General features: G+C 40.2%; 20 protein-coding genes and 8 tRNA genes. 13 read left to right on the top strand and 15 right to left on the bottom strand.

The genetic code is table 11. From position 1 onward, the window contains the following. Window positions 1-17: 17 nt before the first annotated feature. From AC0VZ5_RS10330 to lolB, 14 genes are all read right to left on the bottom strand, one after another. Window positions 18-92: transfer RNA gene (locus AC0VZ5_RS10330), tRNA-Gln, on the bottom strand. 40 nt (window positions 93-132) lie between these two features. Then, window positions 133-217, bottom strand: a tRNA-Leu gene (locus tag AC0VZ5_RS10325). A 66-nt stretch (window positions 218-283) separates the two neighbouring features. Then, window positions 284-358: transfer RNA gene (locus AC0VZ5_RS10320), tRNA-Gln, on the bottom strand. Window positions 359-399: 41 nt separating this feature from the next. Beyond that, window positions 400-484, bottom strand: a tRNA-Leu gene (locus tag AC0VZ5_RS10315). Window positions 485-579: 95 nt separating this feature from the next. Beyond that, window positions 580-656, bottom strand: a tRNA-Met gene (locus AC0VZ5_RS10310). 5 nt (window positions 657-661) lie between these two features. Continuing rightward, a tRNA-Gln gene (locus AC0VZ5_RS10305) sits at window positions 662-736 on the bottom strand. A gap of 39 nt (window positions 737-775) precedes the next feature. Further along, window positions 776-860, bottom strand: a tRNA-Leu gene (locus AC0VZ5_RS10300). 69 nt (window positions 861-929) lie between these two features. Further along, window positions 930-1,006: transfer RNA gene (locus tag AC0VZ5_RS10295), tRNA-Met, on the bottom strand. A gap of 311 nt (window positions 1,007-1,317) precedes the next feature. Continuing rightward, window positions 1,318-2,409 (bottom strand): redox-regulated ATPase YchF, encoded by a 1,092-nt coding sequence (gene ychF / locus AC0VZ5_RS10290; protein ID WP_008115165.1) that lies wholly within the window; start codon window positions 2,407-2,409, stop codon window positions 1,318-1,320. Between the two features lie 55 nt (window positions 2,410-2,464). Next, window positions 2,465-3,049 (bottom strand): aminoacyl-tRNA hydrolase, encoded by a 585-nt coding sequence (gene pth / locus AC0VZ5_RS10285; RefSeq protein ID WP_008115166.1) that lies wholly within the window; start codon window positions 3,047-3,049, stop codon window positions 2,465-2,467. A gap of 18 nt (window positions 3,050-3,067) precedes the next feature. Further along, the gene (locus tag AC0VZ5_RS10280) at window positions 3,068-3,682 is read right to left on the bottom strand and encodes a 50S ribosomal protein L25/general stress protein Ctc (RefSeq protein WP_010388341.1); all 615 of its coding nucleotides are present in this window, start codon (window positions 3,680-3,682) and stop codon (window positions 3,068-3,070) included. A 149-nt stretch (window positions 3,683-3,831) separates the two neighbouring features. Continuing rightward, window positions 3,832-4,779: a ribose-phosphate pyrophosphokinase gene (locus AC0VZ5_RS10275; protein ID WP_008115168.1), complete on the bottom strand. Its 948-nt coding sequence runs from the start codon at window positions 4,777-4,779 to the stop codon at window positions 3,832-3,834. Window positions 4,780-4,865: 86 nt separating this feature from the next. Continuing rightward, window positions 4,866-5,723: a 4-(cytidine 5'-diphospho)-2-C-methyl-D-erythritol kinase gene (gene ispE / locus AC0VZ5_RS10270; protein WP_054202471.1), complete on the bottom strand. Its 858-nt coding sequence runs from the start codon at window positions 5,721-5,723 to the stop codon at window positions 4,866-4,868. A gap of 2 nt (window positions 5,724-5,725) precedes the next feature. Next, a complete protein-coding gene (gene lolB / locus AC0VZ5_RS10265) occupies window positions 5,726-6,313 on the bottom strand; it encodes a lipoprotein insertase outer membrane protein LolB (protein ID WP_138608924.1) in 588 nt (195 codons plus the stop codon). An 83-nt stretch (window positions 6,314-6,396) separates the two neighbouring features. On the opposite strand from lolB, the gene hemA reads away from it, so the two are divergent. From hemA to rlmM, 12 genes are all read left to right on the top strand, one after another. Further along, window positions 6,397-7,653, top strand: coding sequence for a glutamyl-tRNA reductase (gene hemA, locus AC0VZ5_RS10260; RefSeq protein ID WP_175610046.1), 1,257 nt, complete (start codon window positions 6,397-6,399; stop codon window positions 7,651-7,653). A 7-nt stretch (window positions 7,654-7,660) separates the two neighbouring features. Continuing rightward, window positions 7,661-8,746: a peptide chain release factor 1 gene (gene prfA / locus AC0VZ5_RS10255; RefSeq protein WP_178956296.1), complete on the top strand. Its 1,086-nt coding sequence runs from the start codon at window positions 7,661-7,663 to the stop codon at window positions 8,744-8,746. Window positions 8,747-8,748: 2 nt separating this feature from the next. Continuing rightward, window positions 8,749-9,588 carry a peptide chain release factor N(5)-glutamine methyltransferase gene (gene prmC, locus AC0VZ5_RS10250; protein WP_475472704.1) on the top strand — a complete coding sequence of 280 codons (840 nt, stop codon included), beginning with the start codon at window positions 8,749-8,751 and terminating at the stop codon, window positions 9,586-9,588. 55 nt (window positions 9,589-9,643) lie between these two features. Then, a complete protein-coding gene (locus AC0VZ5_RS10245) occupies window positions 9,644-11,197 on the top strand; it encodes a DUF3369 domain-containing protein (RefSeq protein WP_475472702.1) in 1,554 nt (517 codons plus the stop codon). 18 nt (window positions 11,198-11,215) lie between these two features. After that, window positions 11,216-11,590, top strand: coding sequence for a SirB2 family protein (locus AC0VZ5_RS10240; protein WP_054202473.1), 375 nt, complete (start codon window positions 11,216-11,218; stop codon window positions 11,588-11,590). A gap of 129 nt (window positions 11,591-11,719) precedes the next feature. Beyond that, complete coding sequence (locus AC0VZ5_RS10235; protein WP_413402541.1) at window positions 11,720-12,547, top strand: tetratricopeptide repeat protein; 828 nt, start codon at window positions 11,720-11,722, stop codon at window positions 12,545-12,547. 20 nt (window positions 12,548-12,567) lie between these two features. Then, window positions 12,568-13,821 carry a DUF819 family protein gene (locus AC0VZ5_RS10230; RefSeq protein ID WP_475472699.1) on the top strand — a complete coding sequence of 418 codons (1,254 nt, stop codon included), beginning with the start codon at window positions 12,568-12,570 and terminating at the stop codon, window positions 13,819-13,821. Window positions 13,822-13,830: 9 nt separating this feature from the next. Then, a complete protein-coding gene (gene kdsA / locus AC0VZ5_RS10225; RefSeq protein ID WP_054202475.1) occupies window positions 13,831-14,685 on the top strand; it encodes a 3-deoxy-8-phosphooctulonate synthase in 855 nt (284 codons plus the stop codon). Window positions 14,686-14,806: 121 nt separating this feature from the next. Further along, window positions 14,807-15,703 carry a transcriptional regulator GcvA gene (locus AC0VZ5_RS10220; RefSeq protein WP_008115185.1) on the top strand — a complete coding sequence of 299 codons (897 nt, stop codon included), beginning with the start codon at window positions 14,807-14,809 and terminating at the stop codon, window positions 15,701-15,703. Further along, window positions 15,703-16,359, top strand: coding sequence for an alpha/beta family hydrolase (locus tag AC0VZ5_RS10215; protein ID WP_475472696.1), 657 nt, complete (start codon window positions 15,703-15,705; stop codon window positions 16,357-16,359). Before AC0VZ5_RS10220 ends, AC0VZ5_RS10215 begins: the two co-directional genes overlap by 1 nt. Further along, a complete protein-coding gene (locus tag AC0VZ5_RS10210; RefSeq protein WP_010388367.1) occupies window positions 16,352-16,720 on the top strand; it encodes a DUF423 domain-containing protein in 369 nt (122 codons plus the stop codon). The genes AC0VZ5_RS10215 and AC0VZ5_RS10210 overlap by 8 nt, the downstream gene beginning before the upstream one ends. Window positions 16,721-16,737: 17 nt before the next feature. Next, entirely contained in the window at window positions 16,738-17,823 is a 1,086-nt protein-coding gene (gene rlmM, locus AC0VZ5_RS10205) for a 23S rRNA (cytidine(2498)-2'-O)-methyltransferase RlmM (RefSeq protein WP_055013323.1), read from the top strand. A 43-nt stretch (window positions 17,824-17,866) separates the two neighbouring features. Here the strand turns inward: rlmM and cysZ are convergent, their stop codons facing one another. Then, window positions 17,867-18,577 carry a sulfate transporter CysZ gene (gene cysZ / locus AC0VZ5_RS10200; RefSeq protein ID WP_282454259.1) on the bottom strand — a complete coding sequence of 237 codons (711 nt, stop codon included), beginning with the start codon at window positions 18,575-18,577 and terminating at the stop codon, window positions 17,867-17,869. Between the two features lie 316 nt (window positions 18,578-18,893). Here cysZ and AC0VZ5_RS10195 point away from each other — a divergent pair, with 316 nt between their 5' ends. Then, entirely contained in the window at window positions 18,894-21,140 is a 2,247-nt protein-coding gene (locus tag AC0VZ5_RS10195) for a putative bifunctional diguanylate cyclase/phosphodiesterase (protein WP_475472693.1), read from the top strand. Window positions 21,141-21,241 lie beyond the last annotated feature (101 nt).

The raw sequence follows: 21,241 nt of genomic DNA, 5'->3' as shown, positions 1-21,241 counted from the left end.
TCTTTGGTAGAAGAAGTTGGCTGGGATACCAGGATTTGAACCTGGGAATGCCAGGATCAAAACCTGGTGCCTTACCGCTTGGCGATATCCCAACTAAGAAATTGCTGATAGTTTTAATTCTTATCAAGAATGTGGTGCGGAAGGAGAGACTTGAACTCTCACATCCTAAGATACTGGAACCTAAATCCAGCGCGTCTACCAATTCCGCCACTCCCGCATACAAATTTATATTTAGACTCCTAACAGAGTATTTCTTAATTCAACGTTCTTTGGTAGAAGAAGTTGGCTGGGATACCAGGATTTGAACCTGGGAATGCCAGGATCAAAACCTGGTGCCTTACCGCTTGGCGATATCCCAACTAAGAAATTGCTGATAATTTTAATTCTTATCAAAGAATATGGTGCGGAAGGAGAGACTTGAACTCTCACATCCTAAGATACTGGAACCTAAATCCAGCGCGTCTACCAATTCCGCCACTCCCGCATTATCACTTTGAATTAATCAAAGAAATGGTAGTTATTTTAAACTCTTCATTGAGTTGCAATTTAACTCTTGCAGAGCCACTTCTAGAAAAGAAATGGTGGCTAAGACGGGATTTGAACCTGTGACCCCATCATTATGAGTGATGTGCTCTAACCAGCTGAGCTACTTAGCCATTGTTGGCTGGGATACCAGGATTTGAACCTGGGAATGCCAGGATCAAAACCTGGTGCCTTACCGCTTGGCGATATCCCAACAATAAACAATTGATAGTTTTAATTCATATCAAGAATATGGTGCGGAAGGAGAGACTTGAACTCTCACATCCTAAGATACTGGAACCTAAATCCAGCGCGTCTACCAATTCCGCCACTCCCGCATTATTACTTTGAATTAATCAAAGAAATGGTAGTTATTTTAAACTCTTCATTGAGCAACAAAAAATAAATGGTGGCTAAGACGGGATTTGAACCTGTGACCCCATCATTATGAGTGATGTGCTCTAACCAGCTGAGCTACTTAGCCATCTTTTTTGTTAGCACTTCATCGCTGAGTGCGGGGCGTATTATGCTGATATGCCCCAAATTCGTCAACACCTTTTTTGCAAAAAAACACTTAAGTTGGTTTGTTTGCAGGAAAAATAGGCTAACCGGCTATTTTTTAATTAAAACGTTGCTTTTTTAACACTCTTTATGAGCTGAGTATTATAATTTTAGCTTTGCTTTACGTTTTGAAGCTTATTACTAGGGTAGACTAATATTCGGCTGAAAATAAAAAAGGCCCGTAAAAACGAGCCTTTTAAAACAATTAGCCACTCAAGGTGGTGCGGTGTTTAATTATACGTTGAACAAGAAGTTCATTACATCGCCATCTTTAACAATGTATTCTTTACCTTCTTGACGCATTTTACCTGCTTCTTTTGCACCGCTTTCGCCTTTACATGCAATAAAGTCATCAAAAGCAATTGTTTGTGCACGGATAAAGCCACGTTCAAAGTCGGTATGGATTTTACCTGCAGCTTGTGGCGCTGTTGCACCCACAGGGATAGTCCATGCACGAACTTCTTTTACACCCGCAGTAAAGTAGGTTTGTAAGTGCAGTAATTCATAACCGCCACGAATAACAAGGTTAAGCCCAGGCTCTTCAAGACCAAGGTCAGCCATAAACTCTAACTTGTCTTCATCTTCAAGCTCAGAAAGCTCAGACTCGATAGCGGCACACACAGGTACTACAACCGCATCTTCAGCGGCAGCTATTTCACGCACACGATCAAGTAGTGGGTTATTTTCAAATCCATCTTCAGCAACGTTAGCAATATACATAGTTGGTTTGATGGTTAAGAAGTTAATAGGCGCAATTGCTGCTTTTTCTTCTTTTGTTAGTGCTAAAGAACGTAAAGTTAAGCCTTCATCAAGATGCACTTTTACTTTTTCAAGTACTGCATTTTGCTCTTTTGCGTCTTTATCACCGCCTTTTGCTTTTTTTGCATTACGGAAAATTGCTTTATCAGCACTGTCCATATCAGCAAGCACAAGCTCAGTGTTGATCACGTCAATGTCGTCCGCAGGGTCAATAGTACCCGCTACGTGAATAACGTTTTCATCTTCAAAACAGCGAACTACATGGCCAATCGCATCAGTTTCACGAATATTTGCTAAAAACTGATTGCCTAGGCCTTCACCTTTCGATGCACCTTTAACTAAACCTGCAATATCCACAAATTCCATACTGGTTGTAAGAATACGTTGTGGGTTAACAATTTTAGCAAGTTCGTCTAGGCGAGGATCTGGCACCGGTACCACACCTGTATTAGGTTCAATGGTACAAAAAGGAAAGTTAGCGGCTTCAATACCCGCTTTAGTCAATGCATTGAAAAGTGTTGATTTACCAACATTAGGCAAGCCAACGATGCCACATTTAAAACCCATAGTAAGATACCTTGTTTAGATTCGTTTAAAACGTGTGTACGTATACCCCTAAAAACTAGGGTTTAAACGAATGTAGTCTGTTTTGTGCTTTTAACACACCGTCTTTAGCAAGTATTTCCATACAACGAACTGCTTCATCAACTGCGGCATCCATTTTTTCCTGATCTTCCTTGGCTGCTTTTCCAAGCACCCAACCGGTGACCATTTCACGATGTCCTGGATGACCAACACCTATGCGTAAGCGCATAAAGTCTTTTTGATTTGCCATTTTTGCAATAATGTCTTTTAAGCCATTATGACCGCCATGTCCGCCGCCTTTTTTTAATTTGGCAACGCCTGGGTCTAAATCCAATTCATCATGGGCGACAAGTATGTCTTCCACTGGGATTTTAAAAAAATTGGCTAAACTACTCACCGCTTTGCCACTTAAGTTCATGTAAGTGGTGGGGATCAGTAATTTGAATTCTTTGCCTTGAATAATCACTTTGCCAGTAAGGCCGTGATATTTAGGGTCGTGTTTTAGCGTGCAGTTGTAGCGTGCAGCGAGTTCTTGAATGAACCAAGCACCTGCGTTGTGGCGTGTATTTGCGTATTCGGGGCCTGGATTAGCCAGGCCCACAAGCATTTGAATAGAATTCAAGGTGCGAGACCTTAAATATTATTCTGCAGCGTCTGAAGCGTCGTCTTCAGTTGGAGCTGCTTTGTTAGCTTTGATAGTAACGATAGACTGATCGTGGCCTTCGCCTTTACCAAGCTCAACAGATTGAACACCTTTAGGGAACGCAAGATCTGTAAGGTGGATTGAATCACCAGCTACAAGATCAGATACGTCTACTTCGATGAATTCTGGAAGTGACTTAGGAAGACAAGAAATCTCAACTTCAGTTAACTGGTGAACAACAGTTGCACCTAACTTAGTTACTTTATCTTCACCGATGAAGTGTAAAGGAACCTTAGTTACTAGTTTGTGAGTTGCGTCTACACGTTGGAAATCAAGGTGAGTAAGCTTAGGCTTGAAAGGGTGACGTTGGATATCTTTTAAGATAGCTTCAACTTTCTCGCCACCTACATTTAATGTAAGGATGTGAGTGTAAAAGCCTTCGTCTTCTTGTGCTTTGATCATATCTTTATGTTCAAAAGTAAGCGATAAAGCTTCTTTATCAGCTCCATAAAGGATTGCCGGCACTTTGTCTTCGCGACGTAGGCGGCGGCTCGCACCAGTACCAGTTTCTACGCGAAGTTCAGCGTCATAAGTATAAGTTGTGTTAGACATGATGTCTCCAATAATTAAAAGTGTTAGGGCCTTTGCGACCAAGGTCCCTAGCCAAAAGGCGCGCTATCATACCACTGCGGGTTTATAAAATAAACATCACCTACAAAAAAAGCGCCAAAAGGCGCTTTTATACTCATTAATGTTTAACTTTAATGTTCAAACATTGCCGAGATAGATTCTTCGTTGCTAATGCGACGAATAGTCTCTGCTAACATATCTGCAAGTGTTAATACTTTAACAATATCAAGCGCTTTTAGTTCGTCAGACAGTGGAATTGAGTCAGTTACAATCACTTCATCAATCACAGAGTTACGTAAGTTTTCTGCAGCTGTACCAGAAAGAATAGGGTGAGTAGCGTAAGCAAATACACGTTTAGCACCATGCTCTTTAAGAGCTTCAGCTGCTTTACACAATGTACCACCGGTATCAATCATGTCATCAACAATAATACAATCACGACCTTCAACGTCACCAATAATATGCATTACTTGAGAAACGTTAGCTTGAGGGCGACGTTTATCAATAATAGCTAGGTCGGTATCGTTTAATAGTTTTGCAATTGCACGGGCACGTACAACACCACCAATATCAGGAGATACAACAACCACGTCATCAAAGTCGCGGTTTTTCATATCTTCTAATAATACCGGGCTGCCAAATACGTTATCTACTGGTACATCGAAGAAGCCTTGGATTTGCTCAGCATGTAAATCAACCGTAAGAACGCGGTCAACACCTACACTTGATAAGAAATCCGCAACCACTTTAGCTGTAATTGGCACACGCGCAGAACGTACACGACGATCTTGACGAGCATAACCAAAATAAGGAATAACAGCAGTGATACGACCGGCAGATGCACGGCGTAGCGCATCAACCATAACGATAAGTTCCATCAGGTTATCGTTAGTAGGGGCACAGGTTGATTGTAAGATAAAAACATCCGAGCCACGAACATTTTCATTAATTTGAACACTGATCTCACCGTCACTAAAACGGCCAACAACAGCATCGCCTAATTCAATATATAAACGTTTTGCAACTTTTTGAGCTAGGTCAGGTGTTGCGTTACCAGCGAAGAGCTTCATGTCAGGCACGGTAGGGTTCCTCAGGCACTGAATTTTTGGACTAACTTACATTGAATGAACAAAGTAGGTTAACTTATGATTACTTGTACGTTACTTCATTTATCAATGATGGCGGCTAACTCCGTGTGAGCAGGAGAAGTATTAACGCTTGATGCGATAAACCCCTGCCAAGTATGGGGGAGGTTAGCAAGTACATCTTGTGCTTGAACTTGACTAGCAAATTCAACAAAACAACATGAACCTGTTCCGGTCATCTTTGATGGGGCGTATTTTAGCAACCACTGCAGGGTTTTTTCAACCTCGGGACACAGCTTTTTCACTAAAGGCTCACAATCGTTAGTTAAAACCTGTTGTTGCCAGTCACCTGAAAGTTTAGGCGTGTCACGTTTTAAATCGGGGTGAGTAAATATTTGTGCAGTACTGACATGCTGGTTTGGAAAAACAACGCAGTACCATTTTTGTGGCAATTTAACATACTCTAATTGCTCGCCAATGCCATGTGCTATGGCGCTTTTACCTTTAATGAATACAGGTACGTCTGCACCGAGCTTCAAGCCTAAATCTGCAAGTTCATCTAGTGTAAGAGCGGTATTCCACAGTGTATTCAGCGCTAAAAGTGTTGTTGCGGCATCGGATGAACCACCACCAACACCTCCGCCCATAGGCAAACGTTTAGTTAAATTTATTTTTGCACCTAAATTCACTTTACACTGAGTTTGCAATAATAAAGCTGCTTTATAAATTAAGTTGTCAGTTAGTGCAATGCCATGAGTGTCACCGCTAATACTAATATTTTTATCATTAGTAAGCGTAAAATGGAGCTCGTCGCCATAGTTTAAAAATGTAAACAGGGTTTCTAATTCATGATAGCCATCATCACGGCGACCATTAATATGTAAAAATAAATTTAGCTTCGCCGGCGCAATCAGCGAAAGTTCAAAGGGAGTATTCATAATTAGTTAAACTGCCAATCGTAGAGTTTGATTTTAATTTTAATCTTTTGATGGGTTAAGGTTAGCGCGTTAGGTAACCAAAAACCGTGTTTTTGTATGTAACTGGTGTAGTTTATTTGCCATTTTTTGCCAGCGTCATCAAACCATAACACGCTTTTAGCACGGCCTAATTGATCGACTTCTAAGGTTTGATCGTCAATAGTGGCTTTTAACCACTGACCGGCGTTATTTACCGGTAAAGTAAACCCCGTTAAGCGTTGTAAAAGTTTACTCGCATTAGTATCAAAAAACTGTTGATCATCAAATATTAATTCAGCCCCCACTGCGGTTTGTTTGAGCGATAAAATTCGGGTGCCAATAAATGTGGTTAACACTAAATGATTACTATTTTGTGTTTGTTGCCAATTTAAGTTAGCAGATTGGCGCTCATCAGGGCTAATAAACGCTAATTTACCTTCCACCTGCCAAGTTTTTTGTGTACTAAGACGTAACTTCCAGTCTTCGTAAGTTTTTGTATTGTAGTTGTTTTTATTGGCACAGCCCGTTAAAAAAATAATTAACAGGGTTAAAATAAAATATTGTCGAGTCAAATGTTGTTCCTTACTTTCCATATTCCTGAGATTTTTGATAAAATTGCCGCCTATGAAGTAGGGCTCAGCAATATTTGGCAGATATGACCATAATAGCACTTGGTATTAATCACAAAACCGCATCCGTAGATTTACGAGAAAAAGTGGCCTTTTCGCCTGAGCAAATTTCAGAGGCGCTACAGCAATTAAGTGGTCATGCCGACTTTAATGAAGCGGTTATTGTATCTACCTGTAATCGCACTGAAGTGTATTGTAGCCTTGCGCAACAAAATTCCCAAACATTGTTGCAATGGTTAGCCAGTTTCCATGGTTTAGATGAACATGAACTGAGTAAAAACATCTACTGTTATGAAGACAGCGCAGCAATAAACCATTTAATGCGTGTAGCCTGCGGGCTTGATTCGCTGGTATTAGGTGAACCACAGATTTTAGGGCAAATAAAGCAAGCGTATAACAGTGCTAAAACCCACGATGCGGTGGGTGTAACTTTTGATCGTTTGTTTCAAAAAACCTTTTCAGTGGCAAAAGAAGTACGCACCGAAACTAACATTGGTGCGAGTGCAGTCTCGGTTGCGTTTGCTGCGGTTAATCTTGCAAAGCATATTTATGGCAAATTAGACAAAACCAAGGTGCTATTAATTGGTGCTGGTGAAACCATTGAGCTGGTAGCAAAACATTTATACCAAAATGAGCCACAAAAAATAACGGTAGCTAATAGAACAATAGAACGCGCTCGCGGCTTAGCGGATGAAGTGTCAGCAGATGTTATTGCCTTGGCACAATTACCAGAACGATTACACCAAGCCGATATTGTTATTAGCTCCACTGCCAGTACTTTACCTATTATTGGTAAAGGGGTGGTGGAACAAGCACTGAAACAACGTCGTTATAAGCCTATGCTATTTATAGATATTGCTGTACCACGCGATATTGAAAGCCAAGTCGGAGAGCTTGACGACGCTTATTTATATTCTGTTGATGACTTACAAGCCATTGTTAGCGAAAACATGGCTGCACGTGAGCAAGCGGCAGAACAAGCACAAATTATTATTAGTGAGCGCACCAAAGAGTTTTTTATGTGGCTGCGTTCACTTGATTCAGTGGATTTAATTCGCCACTACCGTAATGATGTACAAACTACAAAAGCAGAACTTGTAGATAGGGCCCTAAGCCAGCTAAATACAGGTAAAAATGCAGAAAAAGTAATTTTAGAGCTAGCCAATAAATTAACCAATCGCTTAATGCACGCGCCTACCCGTGCCATCCAAGATGCAGCGAAAAAAGGTGAAGTGGCTCAGTTAAATCAATTGAAAAAAATGTTAGGTATAGATCAGGAATAACAGTTAAATGAAAGAGTCCGTTTATCGTAAATTAGAAACCTTAGTTGAGCGCTATGAAGAAGTACAAGCGTTACTAAGTGACCCATCGGTCATTAGTGATCAAAACCGCTTTCGTGCTCTTTCAAAAGAATACTCTGAGCTTGAAGAGGTGGTAAAAACATTTTTAGCTTACCAGCAAGCACAAGAAGACTTGAGCAGCTCTGAAGAAATGCTTAAAGATTCAGACCCTGAAATGCGCGAAATGGCACAAGAAGAATATAAAGAAGCAAAAGCACAGATTTCGACTTTAGAAGACGACATTCAAGTTTTAATGTTACCTAAAGATCCAAAAGACAATAATAACGTGTTTTTAGAGGTTCGTGCAGGAACAGGGGGCGATGAAGCTGCTATTTTTGCTGGCGACTTATTCAGAATGTACAGCCGTTACGCAGAAACAAAAAAATGGAAAGTAGAGGTTGTTACCACCAACGAAGGTGAGCACGGTGGTTACAAAGAAGTAATTGCTAACATCAGCGGTGAAGGTGTTTACGGGCAATTAAAATTTGAATCAGGCGTTCACCGTGTACAACGTGTTCCTGAAACTGAGTCTCAAGGCCGTGTACACACCTCAGCATGTACTGTAGCTGTTATGGCTGAAGTACCAGAAGCAGAAGCCATCGAAATCAATACTGCCGATATTAAAGTCGATACTTTTAGAGCGTCGGGAGCGGGTGGTCAGCACGTAAATAAAACCGACTCTGCCATTCGTATTACCCATTTACCTACGGGTGTAGTGGTTGAGTGTCAAGATGAGCGCTCTCAGCATAAAAACCGTGCTAAAGCGATGTCGGTATTGGCTGCGCGCCTTCAGCAAGCTGAAGATGAAAAGCGTCATGCTGCTGAAGCATCAGAACGTCGTAACTTAGTTGGTAGCGGCGATCGTTCTGAGCGTATTCGTACATACAACTATCCACAAGGTCGTATTACCGATCACCGTATTAACTTAACGCTTTATCGTCTTAATGAAGTGGTAGCAGGTGATTTAGGCGCCGTTGTTGAGCCACTAATGCAAGAGCATCAAGCAGATTTACTTGCAGCAATGGGCGACGATTAATCGTGACCCCTTCTGTTGAAAACGCTATTGCTACAGGTGCTAATTTATTAGCATCAAGTAGTGATAGCGCAAAGTTAGATGCACAAGTTTTACTGCTCAATATTTTACAAAAGCCACGAAGTTATTTATTTACTTGGCCTGAAAAACAGCTCACAGATAAGCAGTATCAGGCATTTCAACGTGCCTGTGAACGTCGCTTACAAGGCGAACCTGTTTCGCATATTACCGGCTGTCGTGAATTTTGGAGTTTGCAGTTTGAAGTGAACCCAACAACGCTAATCCCTCGACCTGATACAGAAACCTTAGTTGAGCTTGCGCTTGAGTGCAAAGTGCCTAAAAACGCGAAAGTACTTGATTTAGGCACGGGCACAGGGGCTATAGCACTGGCACTTGGGAGCGAAATGCCCTCATGGGATATTATTGCTGTTGATCGTATTGATGATGCGGTAGCGTTGGCAAAGCGCAACCAAGAGCGATTAGCTATTAATAATGTGACTGTTGAGCAGAGTAACTGGTTCAGTGCGTTAAAAAACAAAAAATTTGATCTAATTGTAACCAATCCACCCTATATAGAACATGACGATGTACACTTGCATCAAGGCGATGTTCGCTTTGAACCTTTGTCTGCATTAGTTGCGGATGATGCAGGATTAGCTGATATTAAACAAATAATTACACAATCACGTGACTATTTACATTCTAATGGCTATCTTTTAATTGAACACGGATTTGAGCAAAGTGCAGCTGTACGTCACATTTTAAATAAAATGGCGTTTATAAATGTAAGCACAGTGAAAGATCTTGGTAATAATGACCGCGTAACGTTCGGACAATGGCCTTAAATTATTTTTAATAGCTCCGTTGTTTGTTTGCATATGGTTTAAGGAATTCTATGTGATGGAAGATTTTTTATTTTCAAATGAACAACCACCTGAAGTAGCATGTGAAGAGCAAGGGACATGGAAAGTTTTAATAGTTGATGATGAGCCTGAGGTTCATGCTGTTACACGTTTAGCTTTAAGTGACTTTAAGTTCCAAGATAAACGGTTGGAATTTATAAGCGCATATTCAGGCGCAGAGGCAAAAAAGTTAATTGATGAGCACCCAGATGCAGCCATCATCCTACTCGATGTTGTAATGGAAACAGACGACGCTGGTTTGCAAGTCGCGAAGTACATACGCGATACCGTTAAAAATAATTACATTCGTATCATTTTACGTACAGGGCAACCAGGTCAAGCGCCGGAGCGTCAAGTCATTGTCAATTACGACATAAATGACTACAAATCTAAAACAGAACTCACCGCACAAAAACTATTCACCGTGATGATGGCTAGCCTTCGTTCGTATCGCGATATTATTTCTATTGAGCAGTCACGTGAAGGCCTAGAAAAAATAATCACTGCTTCTCGCAATATTTTTGCAACTCATTCAATGGATAATTTTATTGAAGGAGTGATGCAGCAGCTAACGTCTTTACTTAACGTGGCCGACGAAGCCATGTACGCCACTACCTTAGTTGCGCAAAATCCGTCAGAGGAATTAAACAAGAAACTGATTGTTTGCTCTGGCACCGGTGATTTTGCTAAGCGCGAAGGGGAAGAGCTTGAATCAGTATTAGCAGCAGATCAACTCTTAGCGTGTCAAGAAGCCTTAGCCAACAAAGCAATTGTGTACAAAGATGACTATTTGTTTGCCTATTGTAGTAGTAAGTTTAATCATAATTCGATGTTATTTGTATCCGGTGTGCCATCGAAACTGACAGATACGCAACGAAATCTAATCGAAATTTTTTCTCAAAATGTGCAGTTGGCATTTGAAAATGTACAATTACATACTGAAGTTGAAGCTACCCAACAAGAACTTGTTTATCGTTTAAGTGAAGCGGTTGAACAACGCTCATGCGAGACGGGTAATCACGTAAAGAGGGTTGCTTATATTTGTTATGAGTTAGCAATAGGATATGGATTATCTGAAGAACAAGCGAATTTAATTCGTTTTGCATCGCCTTTACATGATGTGGGTAAAATAGGTATTCCGGATGCTATTTTAAATAAACCCGGTAAATTAAACAGTGATGAGTGGGAAGTTATGAAAACCCATGCAGGCAAAGGCTACGCCATTTTAAAAGATTCACCGCGTAAAATAGTCAGTGCAGGGGCCTTAATTGCACAGCAACATCACGAAAAATGGGATGGGTCTGGTTATCCTTGCGGCTTAAAAGGCGAGAGTATCGATATTTTTGCTCGCATAGTGGCATTGGCCGATGTGTATGATGCACTGCGTCATAAACGGTGTTATAAAGGTGCGTGGACACTTGAAGAAGCCGTTGCTGAGATCAATGCAAACAAAGGTACGCATTTTGATCCTAAACTTGTTGATGTATTCAATGATAAACTTGAAGAACTTGAAGCGGTAATTTTACGCTTTCCTGATAAAACACATAACTAAACAGAAGTAAAAATAAACATGGATTATTTAGCATTAAAACATACGCACATGGCGATTGCGCTAGTGAGTATTATTTTATTTTACGTACGTTCTTTTTCTCGCATGGGCAGTGGCAGCCTTGCTAAAAATAAAGTGGTTTTCATTGGTAGCCACAGTATAGATACCTTACTAATTATCTCGGCTATTACTTTAATGGCCATGGCTAAAATAAACCCACTAGAGCAACTTTGGCTATTAGAAAAAATTGTGCTGGTGGTTATTTATATCGCCGTTGGGATTATTAGTGCTAAGCAAACCACAACATTACCTAAAGTTATGTTTTTAGTGTTTAACACTGCGGTTATCTTAGCTATTGGCTTTTTAGCAACTGCTAAAGCCCCGCTATTGTTGTAATTAACAATATTTGCTTAAGCTTTACACCTATGGTGTAAAGCTTGCCTCTTTATTTCATTTCTGATTATTGGTATCTAACCTTAAAATTAGGTAAACTACGTGTTCGTTTTCTAGAATGTTGTAGTATGAATGACCACCCTCGGGTTTGATGAACACGATGAATCTTATATAGAAGATGCCTACGATGACTTTTTGCCACCGGCAATATATCGTTGTATTAAAGCAGAAGCTAAATGGGACCCTCAAATAGACTTAACACCAAGTCTTGAAATATTGACTGCTTTTGAGCAACAAATAGAGACTATTTGTTCGCAAACACGCGATCCGCATGATCGTTTAGAACAACTACTTGATTGCTTTTACAGTCAGTGGTTATTTAGTGCGTCAAGCCTTAAAGTACCTGAGTATAAGCTAAACAGTATTAGCTACACCTTATCTATGCGCAGTGGTACACCCACGACCTTAGCTATTTTGTTATGCCATTTTTTACAGCATGCAAAACTTGATGCTAGTGTAAGCATAACTCAAGGCGAAGTGGGCATTCACGTCGCAATGAGCGATGATGAAGGGTACATTGTTGAGCCAAGTAGTGGTCAACAAAGCTGGTATATCATTCCTGAAAATACCAACGAAGATAATGCACAAGAGCAAGAGCCTCTTGAGCTTATTTTTGAAGACGAAGTATATAAATTATTTTTAGCGCAACAAAAATGGTCTTTTATTAGTGAGAACAAATTTGGTCATGCGTTAACTTGCGTTGATTTGTTAATGGAAATGCTAGGGGATGATCCCTATGAGCGACGCGACAGAGGCTATTTACTAAATCAGCTAGGTTGCCCTAAAATGGCACGAGATGATTTACAATTTTTTGTTGATGAGTGTCCTGACGACCCTGCTATTGAAGTCATCCAACATCAAATCGAAGAACTTGAAGATAATCATAAGACCCACCATTAAAAATAAAAATAGGAAACGTTATGGCTGATCCCCAAACTGCCTTAATCACCAATGATGCTGTTGTACTAGGCTTACTAGCGATTATTTTAGGCTTTATTTTTAAAACCTCGTCAAGTCAGCGCCCAGGGCTGGTCGCATTTTACAAATATGTGCCTGCATTATTGCTGTGTTATTTTTTACCATCGTTGTTAAATACCTTTGGTATTGTTGATGGCTCGCAATCGAGTGTGTATTACGTTGCCTCGCGGTATTTATTACCTGCGTGTTTAATTTTATTAACCATTAGCATTGATTTAAGAGCGATTATTAACCTAGGTCCTAAAGCATTAATTATGTTCTTAACAGGAACCGCTGGTATTGTGATTGGTGGCCCATTAGCTATTTTAATTATGAGTGCCGTTTACCCTGAAGCAGTGGGCGGACATGGCCCAGATGCGGTTTGGCGCGGTATGACAACTATTGCGGGTAGCTGGATTGGCGGCGGCGCAAACCAAGCGTCTATGAAAGAAATGTTTGAAGTTGGCGGTGATATTTTTTCTGCTATGGTCACTGTTGATGTAATTGTGGCTAATTTATGGATGGCGGTATTATTATTAATGGCGGCTAACCATAAAGCGATTGATGCCAAAGCGGGGGCCGATACCACTGCGATTGAAGATTTAAAACAGCGTGTTGAAAAATACCATGCAGAGCATGCCCGTATGCCAACGCTGAATGATTACATGATGATTATTGCTATTGCCTTTGGTATTACTGGTTTAGCACATTTTTGTGCTGATATTTTAGGACCGTTCTTTGCCAATAACTATTCATGGGCAAAAGAATACAGTTTAAATAGTAAGTTCTTTTGGCTTATTGTTATATCGACCACTATAGGCATTAGTTTATCGTTCACTAGAGTGCGTCATATCGAAGCCTTTGGCTCGTCTAAAGTGGCATCAGCATTTTTATATATCTTAGTAGCATCAATTGGCCTTCATATGAATGTGATGGCGATTTTTGATTCACCAATGTATTTTGTGCTTGGTGCAATTTGGATGCTAACTCACGCCAGCTTAATGCTGATTGTTGCTAAACTAATTAAAGCGCCGTTATTTTACATGGCTGTTGGCTCTCAGGCCAATGTAGGTGGCGCGGCCTCGGCTCCTGTTGTCGCCGCTGCGTTTCATCCATCACTGGCACCGGTAGGCGTTTTATTAGCAGTACTAGGCTATGGTGTAGGTACATATATGGCGTATATTTGTGGATTAATGATGCAAGCAGTTGCACCATAAGGAATTAAAATGAACAACCAAGTTATAAATATTAATCAAATAGAACTGGCAAATGATAAACCTTTCGTTTTATTTGGTGGCATGAATGTGCTGGAATCTCGTGATTTAGCGATGCGTATTGCCGAGCATTATGTTGAAGTGACTACTAAATTAAATATTCCTTATGTATTTAAGGCGTCATTTGATAAAGCCAATCGCTCGTCAATCAATTCTTACCGTGGTCCGGGCATGGAAGAAGGCTTAAAGATATTTGAAGAGATTAAAAATACCTTTAATATTCCGCTGATCACCGATGTGCACGAACCTCATCAAGCAGCACCGGTTGCAGAGGTTGTTGATGTTATTCAGCTACCGGCATTTTTAGCTCGTCAAACAGACTTAGTGGTTGCAATGGCAAAAACAGGCGCGATTATTAATGTGAAAAAGCCACAGTTTTTAGCCCCACATGAAATGCGTCATATCATTACTAAATTTAATGAAGCGGGCAATAATAATGTGGCCTTGTGTGAACGTGGTTCAAGCTTTGGTTATAACAACCTAGTGGTTGATATGCTGGGTATGGATGACATGAAAACCATGGCGCCCGTTATATTTGACGCTACTCATGCGCTACAACGTCCTGGCGGTCGAGCTGATTCAGCCGATGGTCGTCGTGCTCAAGCAGCAGAACTGGCTCGTAGTGGCATGGCACTGGGTATTGCAGGCTTATTTATTGAAGCACACCCAAATCCAAATGAAGCAAAATGTGATGGCCCTTGTGCATTAGCTCTGAGTAAATTAGAAGGGTACTTATCGCAAATGAAAGCGGTTGATGATTTAATCAAAAGCTTTGCTCCGCTTGATACCAGTGCTAGCGATTTATAAAAGAGTGATTTACTCATTAAAAAGCGACTTCGGTCGCTTTTTTTGTGGCTTGAATATACTCTTTCCCAGCATAGGTATATAATTCACCGCATAAGAAAAACTAATTCTAAGCTTGGTTGCCATGTCAAGACGAGTTCCTCCATTAAACGCGCTAAAAGCTTTTGAAGCTGCAGCCCGTCATTTAAGCTTTACTAAAGCCGCAGAAGAGTTGTATGTGACGCAGGCTGCGGTAAGCCATCAAATTAAAACCCTCGAAGAGCACTTAGGGTTAAAGTTGTTTTTGCGTAAAAATCGCTCGTTACTTCTAACCGAAGAAGGTCAAGGCTACTTTTTAGATATTAAAGAGATTTTTACTCAGCTAATTGACGCAACCGAAAAGCTACTAGCCCGTGGTGCAAAAGGCTCGCTAACAGTGAGTTTAACCCCGAGCTTTGCGATTCAATGGCTTATTCCTCGATTGAGCTTATTTAACGAGTTACACCCTGAAATTGATGTGCGAATTAAAGCCCAAGATCAGGACGAAAACTCGTTAACCGACGATGTTGATATTTCAATTTATTATGGTCGCGGTCATTGGAGTGGCGTACAAGCTTATAAATTGCACACTGAATACTTAGTGCCACTGTGTAGCCCATTATTGTTAAGTGGCCCTAGAGCGCTTAATCAACCAAGTGATTTAGCAAACCATACCTTGTTGCATGACACCACTCGTAAAAACTGGAAAACGTGGATGAAAACCGCGGGTGTTCGCAACGTACAAGTTAACCAAGGGCCTATTTTTAGTCATTCATCTATGGTGCTGCAAGCTGCGGTACATGGCCAAGGTGTTGCAATAGGTAATAGTGTTTTAGCAAAACCAGATATTGATGCAGGTCGATTAGTGATCCCGTTTAATCACAGTTTAGAAAGTAAAAACGCCTATTATTTGGTGATCCGTGAGTCGCAAAATGAATTAGGTAAAATTGTGTCATTTAAAGATTGGATGTTAAGCCTAGTTGAGCAGGAGCAAGAATATTAATGAGCATTGAATGGGTTAAAAGCAGTCAGCAACCTGCAATCGCACAGTTTATATTTGCGCATGGTGCAGGGGCTGGCAGTGATTCTGAGTTTATGCAAACCATGGCCAAACAGCTCAGTGAGTATGGTATTGACGTTGGGCTGTTTGATTTTGAATACATGCAAATTGCTAAACAAACCAATAAACGTCGCCCACCAGAGCGAGCACCAAAATTACTTACATATTTTGAGCATATACTTACTCAAGCTGATGCAAATTTACCGCTATTTATAGGGGGTAAATCAATGGGCGGGCGAATGGCGTCTATGCTTGCTTGCTCAACCTCGCATATTGTTTTAGGTGTACTTGCGTTTGGTTATCCGTTTCATCCACCGGGCAAGCCAGAAAAGCTCCGAACAGAGCACTTTGCAGATATACCGTGTCCTTTTTTAGTACTACAAGGTGAACGAGACACCTTTGGTACTCGCGAAGAACTTGCCACAATGGCCATGCCAAAACAGCCGCAGTATGTATGGTTAACTGATGGTGACCACTCACTAAAACCACGTAAAAAAAGTGATATCACAGAGCAACAAAACCTTAATGTTGCAGCAATGCAGGCGGCTAACTTTATCAAAAGCACTGTAGAGAATATAAAAGAGGAAAAACATGATTAAACTATTTTTACTCGCAGGCAGCTTTTTTTGTATGCTTTCAGTGATACTGGGTGCATTTGCTGCCCATGGTTTAAAAAGTCGCTTATCAGATTACGCTATTGGTATTTTTAAAACCGCCGCCGAGTATCAAATGGTACATGGGCTGGCACTGATTGCAGTGGCAATCTTAATAAAGTGGGGCATTAACTTAAGCATGGCAGGTGGTTTTTTTATAGCGGGTACACTGTTATTTAGTGGCAGCTTATATTTACTGGCTTTAACCGGCTTAAAGTGGCTGGGCCCAATTACACCACTAGGTGGACTGTGCTTTATTATTGGTTGGATAGTTATTTTAGTGCAAGTTGCACGATTTAAGTTTTAAAGAGTTTAAGGGTTAATATGTCTAGTGTTGTGATTTACTGTCGTAGTGGTTTTGAAAGCGATGCCGCTGCTGAAATAACGTTTCACGCCGCCGAGCAAGGGTTTGCTGGGTATGTAAAAGCAAAACCAAATACCGGTTATGTTATTTATGAATGTTTTGAAGCGCAGCACAGCGACGAAATAATCAAAAAAGTTGATTTTAAAAATATGGTATTTGCACGCCAATGGTTTGCCGGTAACCTGATAGAAAATATGCCATTAGAGGATAGAGTGGGCGCTATTGTAGATGCCGCAAAAGACTTTACTTTATGCTCTGAACTACGAGTAGAAACACCCGATACCAATGAGGGCAAGGAGTTACTGACTTTTTGTAAAAAGATATCAACTCCGCTTAAAAAAGCGCTCGAGAAACAAAACACCGTATTGCGTGAACCAAAAGCCAATCGTCCAGTAATGCATGTGCTGTTTTTAGCTAATAATACTGCGTATGTGGGTCACTCTTATAGTTATAACAACTCACCTTTCTTTATGGGGATTCTGCGTTTACGTATGCCAAACGATGGCCCAAGCCGCTCAACCCTTAAGTTAGATGAAGCATTTAATGTATTTATTCCTGAGCAGCAGCGTGAGTCAAGAGTGCAAGCTGGCATGCGCAGCGTTGATTTAGGTGCTTGCCCAGGTGGTTGGACTTATCAGTTGGTTCGCCGTGGTATGTTTGTTAGCGCGATAGATAATGGCCCAATGAATGAAAGTTTAATGGAAACAGGGCAAGTAAAACATTTTAGAGAGGATGGTTTTAAATACCGCCCAGAAAAAAGAAACATAACCTGGTTAGTTTGCGATATGGTAGAAAAACCAACGAAAGTAACTAACTTAATGATTGACTGGGCAGTAAACGCCTATGCAAAAGAGCTTATTTTCAATCTAAAATTACCGATGAAAAAACGCTTTGATAGTGTGTATGAATGTCTAAAAATGATTAGAGAAGAAATGGCGAAGTTTGGTATTAGCTACGAATTACAAGCTAAGCATTTGTACCATGATCGTGAAGAGATAACGGTGCACTTAAACGTAATTAAAGTACCACAAAGCTTATATAGTTAATTGATTAGCGAGTATAAAAAATGGGCCAAGAGGCCCATTTTTTTTAACTACGATATTGTGGTCGGTAATGCTCAACCCATAACCGTGTAGCGCCGCACACTGCCACAGGCATCACAATTAAATTTATAAATGGGATAGCGGTTAGCAGCATCACTGCAAAGCCAAACCCGTAAGATAAGCCTTGTTTGCTTTTTAAGTCATTTTTCATTTGAGTGAAGCTAACTTTGTGGTTATCAAAAGCATAATCTTTATATTGCACCGCATACATCCAGCAGGTAAAAAGCACCCAGAGCACTTGGCCTATTACCGGTAACACCCACAATAGAATAAAAAAGCCAATAGCGCGCGGGAGATAGTAGCAAAGCTTAGTCCATTCTCGGCCTAGCATTCGCGGCACATCTTTGACTAAATCAGCTAATCCATCGTCGTTAATTTTTTGACCAGTTAAATACAGCTCAACTTTTTCACTTAGTAAGCCATTAAAAGGTGCGGCGATAAAGTTAGTAATAACGGTAAATAACATACTGTAACTAAACAGCACCACCAGTACAGCAATTGGCCACATTAACCATTCGAGCCAACTTAACCATTCTGGGAGCATGGTATTTACAGCATTAAAGCCATCACTCAGCCAGCCAAATAAAAAGAATAAGGAGCTACCAAATAATAAAATATTAATAAGTAGGGGGATTAGTACAAAGCGTTTTAGTCCTTTTTGACTAATTAACTTAAACCCGGAAAAAAAATATTCCATACCTTGCGTTATTTGCACACTAACCTCATCGATTATTTATCTTTTGGCTATTATAAATAGCTTGATGATTTTAAACAGTACTTTTAAGTAACAAAGTATTTAATAAAGGGCATTTCAAATAGAATGATAATAAATTGCTAGCTTGGGCAATTGCTTTGAATTCTTCGAAAGTGCTTAATGAAATAAAATGCTCGCGCAATAGACAAAATTACCATAGATGCTAATTTCAATATTATGTATAGTCAAAAGACTATAATAAATTATTATATAGAATATAGCGGCGCATTTAGCTTAGAAGATTGTTGAGGGAAATAACTTGATTGAAATAATGAGAGTCAGAAAGCTGCTTTCTCAGCAACAAAGTATATTATCTAAAATAGCCTTGGGTGCACCACTTGATGAGGTGCTTGAAAATATTTGCTTATCTATTGAGGAGCTGATTGAAGACGCTTCTGCAAAGTGCTCTATATTAACGCTCAAAGGTGAGCAGCTATTTCATAGTGCAGCCCCTAATATTGCAAAGGGTTACTGTGACGCCATTAATGGCGTGCATATAGGCCCCAGCGTTGGCTCATGCGGTACTGCAGCGTATGAAAAAAAGCGAATTATTGCCTCAGATATTGCAACATCACCCTTATGGGAAAATTATAAAGCGTTGGCATTGAATTTTGATTTAAGGTCGTGCTGGTCAACCCCTATTATTTCAACACAATCAGATATATTAGGCACCTTTGCAATTTATCATGACAGTGCCAAGTCACCAACACCACAAGACTTAGAATTAATAGACTTTTTTGTTGATTTCACCAGTATTGCTTTAGAAAAGCACACAGAGTCACTAAAATCAAAAGTGTTACTTGCAGAATTACAGCAAAGTAATGAAAAGTTTAAAGCCTTCGCAAAAGTACTTCCCGATCTAACCCTCATTTTGAGTGAAGAAGGGGAGTATACCAACGTTTACGGCACTGCTAATGAAAGTTTATATTTAAGCCAAGAGTATGTGATTAATCGAAATGTCAGAGATATTATGCCTCCTGAAGATGCTAATCCTATTATGGAGGTAATTGCCAAAACACTTCAAACTAATGAAGTCCAAGTGTTTGAGTATCAGCTAAATATAAAAGGTAAGCAGCTTACATTTGAAGGGCGAACAGCTCCGCTTGAAAGTTACCAACCTAATAATCCCTCTCAGCGACATGTGGTATGGATGGCCAGAGATATTTCGACTCGCAAAGCGGCAGAAGAGGAAGTGCAACGGTTAGCATTTTTTGATCCGCTTACAAACCTCCCGAACCGCAGAATGCTCAATGATAGACTCAGTATGTATGTTGAACAAATTAAGCAGTCTGATCATACTGGCGCGCTCTTATTCTTAGATTTAGATAACTTTAAACGTATAAACGACTCGTTAGGGCACAATGCCGGTGATGAGATACTGGTTGAGCTTTCACAGCGACTAACGCGTGTTTTAAGCCCAACAGATACCCTTGCCCGCGTGGGCGGGGATGAATTTATCATACTCATTGAGAATGTAGGAGATAGCCATAAGCAAGCGAGTCTTGAATCAGAATTAATGGCTAAAGTGGTACAAAGCGTTTTTTACGACAAGTTTGAGATAGGGGATTTGGCGTTTCAAGTTAGCTGCAGTATAGGTATATGTTTAATTAATAACGCCAATGCTATTAGCGAAAATATTTTAAAATTTGCAGATACCGCTATGTATCGCTCTAAAATGAAAGGCGGTAATAGTAGTAGCTTTTACGATCCTGCACTGCAAACCTTACTGGAAAATCAAACTGAGCTTGAAACAGATATAGTAAGAGCGATTGCATGTGATGAATTTTGTGCTTACTTTCAGCCTCAATTATCAATTGATGGCAGTATTATTGGTGCAGAAGCACTCATACGATGGAATCACCCAACCAAAGGACTAATCTCTCCTAATGCGTTTATTCCGATTGCCGAGCAATTTGGCTTAATTCAAAAGTTACAAAATATTGTATTACGCGATATTTGTATTTTACTGGAAACACTTCGAGCTCATAACGTACTGAAAAACCAGTTTAATGTGTCTATTAACATTAGCCAGTGTCAGTTTAATTCTTCTACTTTAAAAGGCGAGTTGTTTAAAGCGATTGAGACGTATGATGTATTACCCTCACAAATTAAATTAGAGATCACTGAGTCCATGTTAGCGGGTGATTTAATGAGTACGGTAAAGCAAATGAAAGAGCTAAAGTCGCAGGGATTTGTATTTTCAATTGATGACTTTGGTACCGGCTACTCGTGTTTAAAGCACTTGAGTGTTTTACCGATAGACGAACTAAAAATAGATAAAAGCTTTATTGATAAAGTGTTGGATAACGCATCGGGGCAAAGCATAGTTCAGTCTATTATTGGTTTAGGTCATAGTTTAGATATTAATATTGTAGCCGAAGGGGTCGAAAGTGCTGAGCAACTACATGTATTAAAGTCGATGGGTGTAAATGCTGTGCAAGGTTATTTATTTGCAAAACCATTAACACACAGCAATTATTTAAAATGGCATAAAGAGCATCAATAACATCGTGCTTGTTACTAACTGAGGCGACAAGTTTAGTTACCCCAATCGATAAGTCGCTTTGTTTAACCTCTAATTGGGCAGTAACGTTTGCTAACTTACTG

The sequence above is a fragment of the Pseudoalteromonas sp. QJM3NY_12 genome (assembly GCF_056173165.1).
The sequence above is the reverse complement of the archived record's forward strand: the minus strand, read 5'-3'. Positions and strand labels throughout refer to the sequence as shown.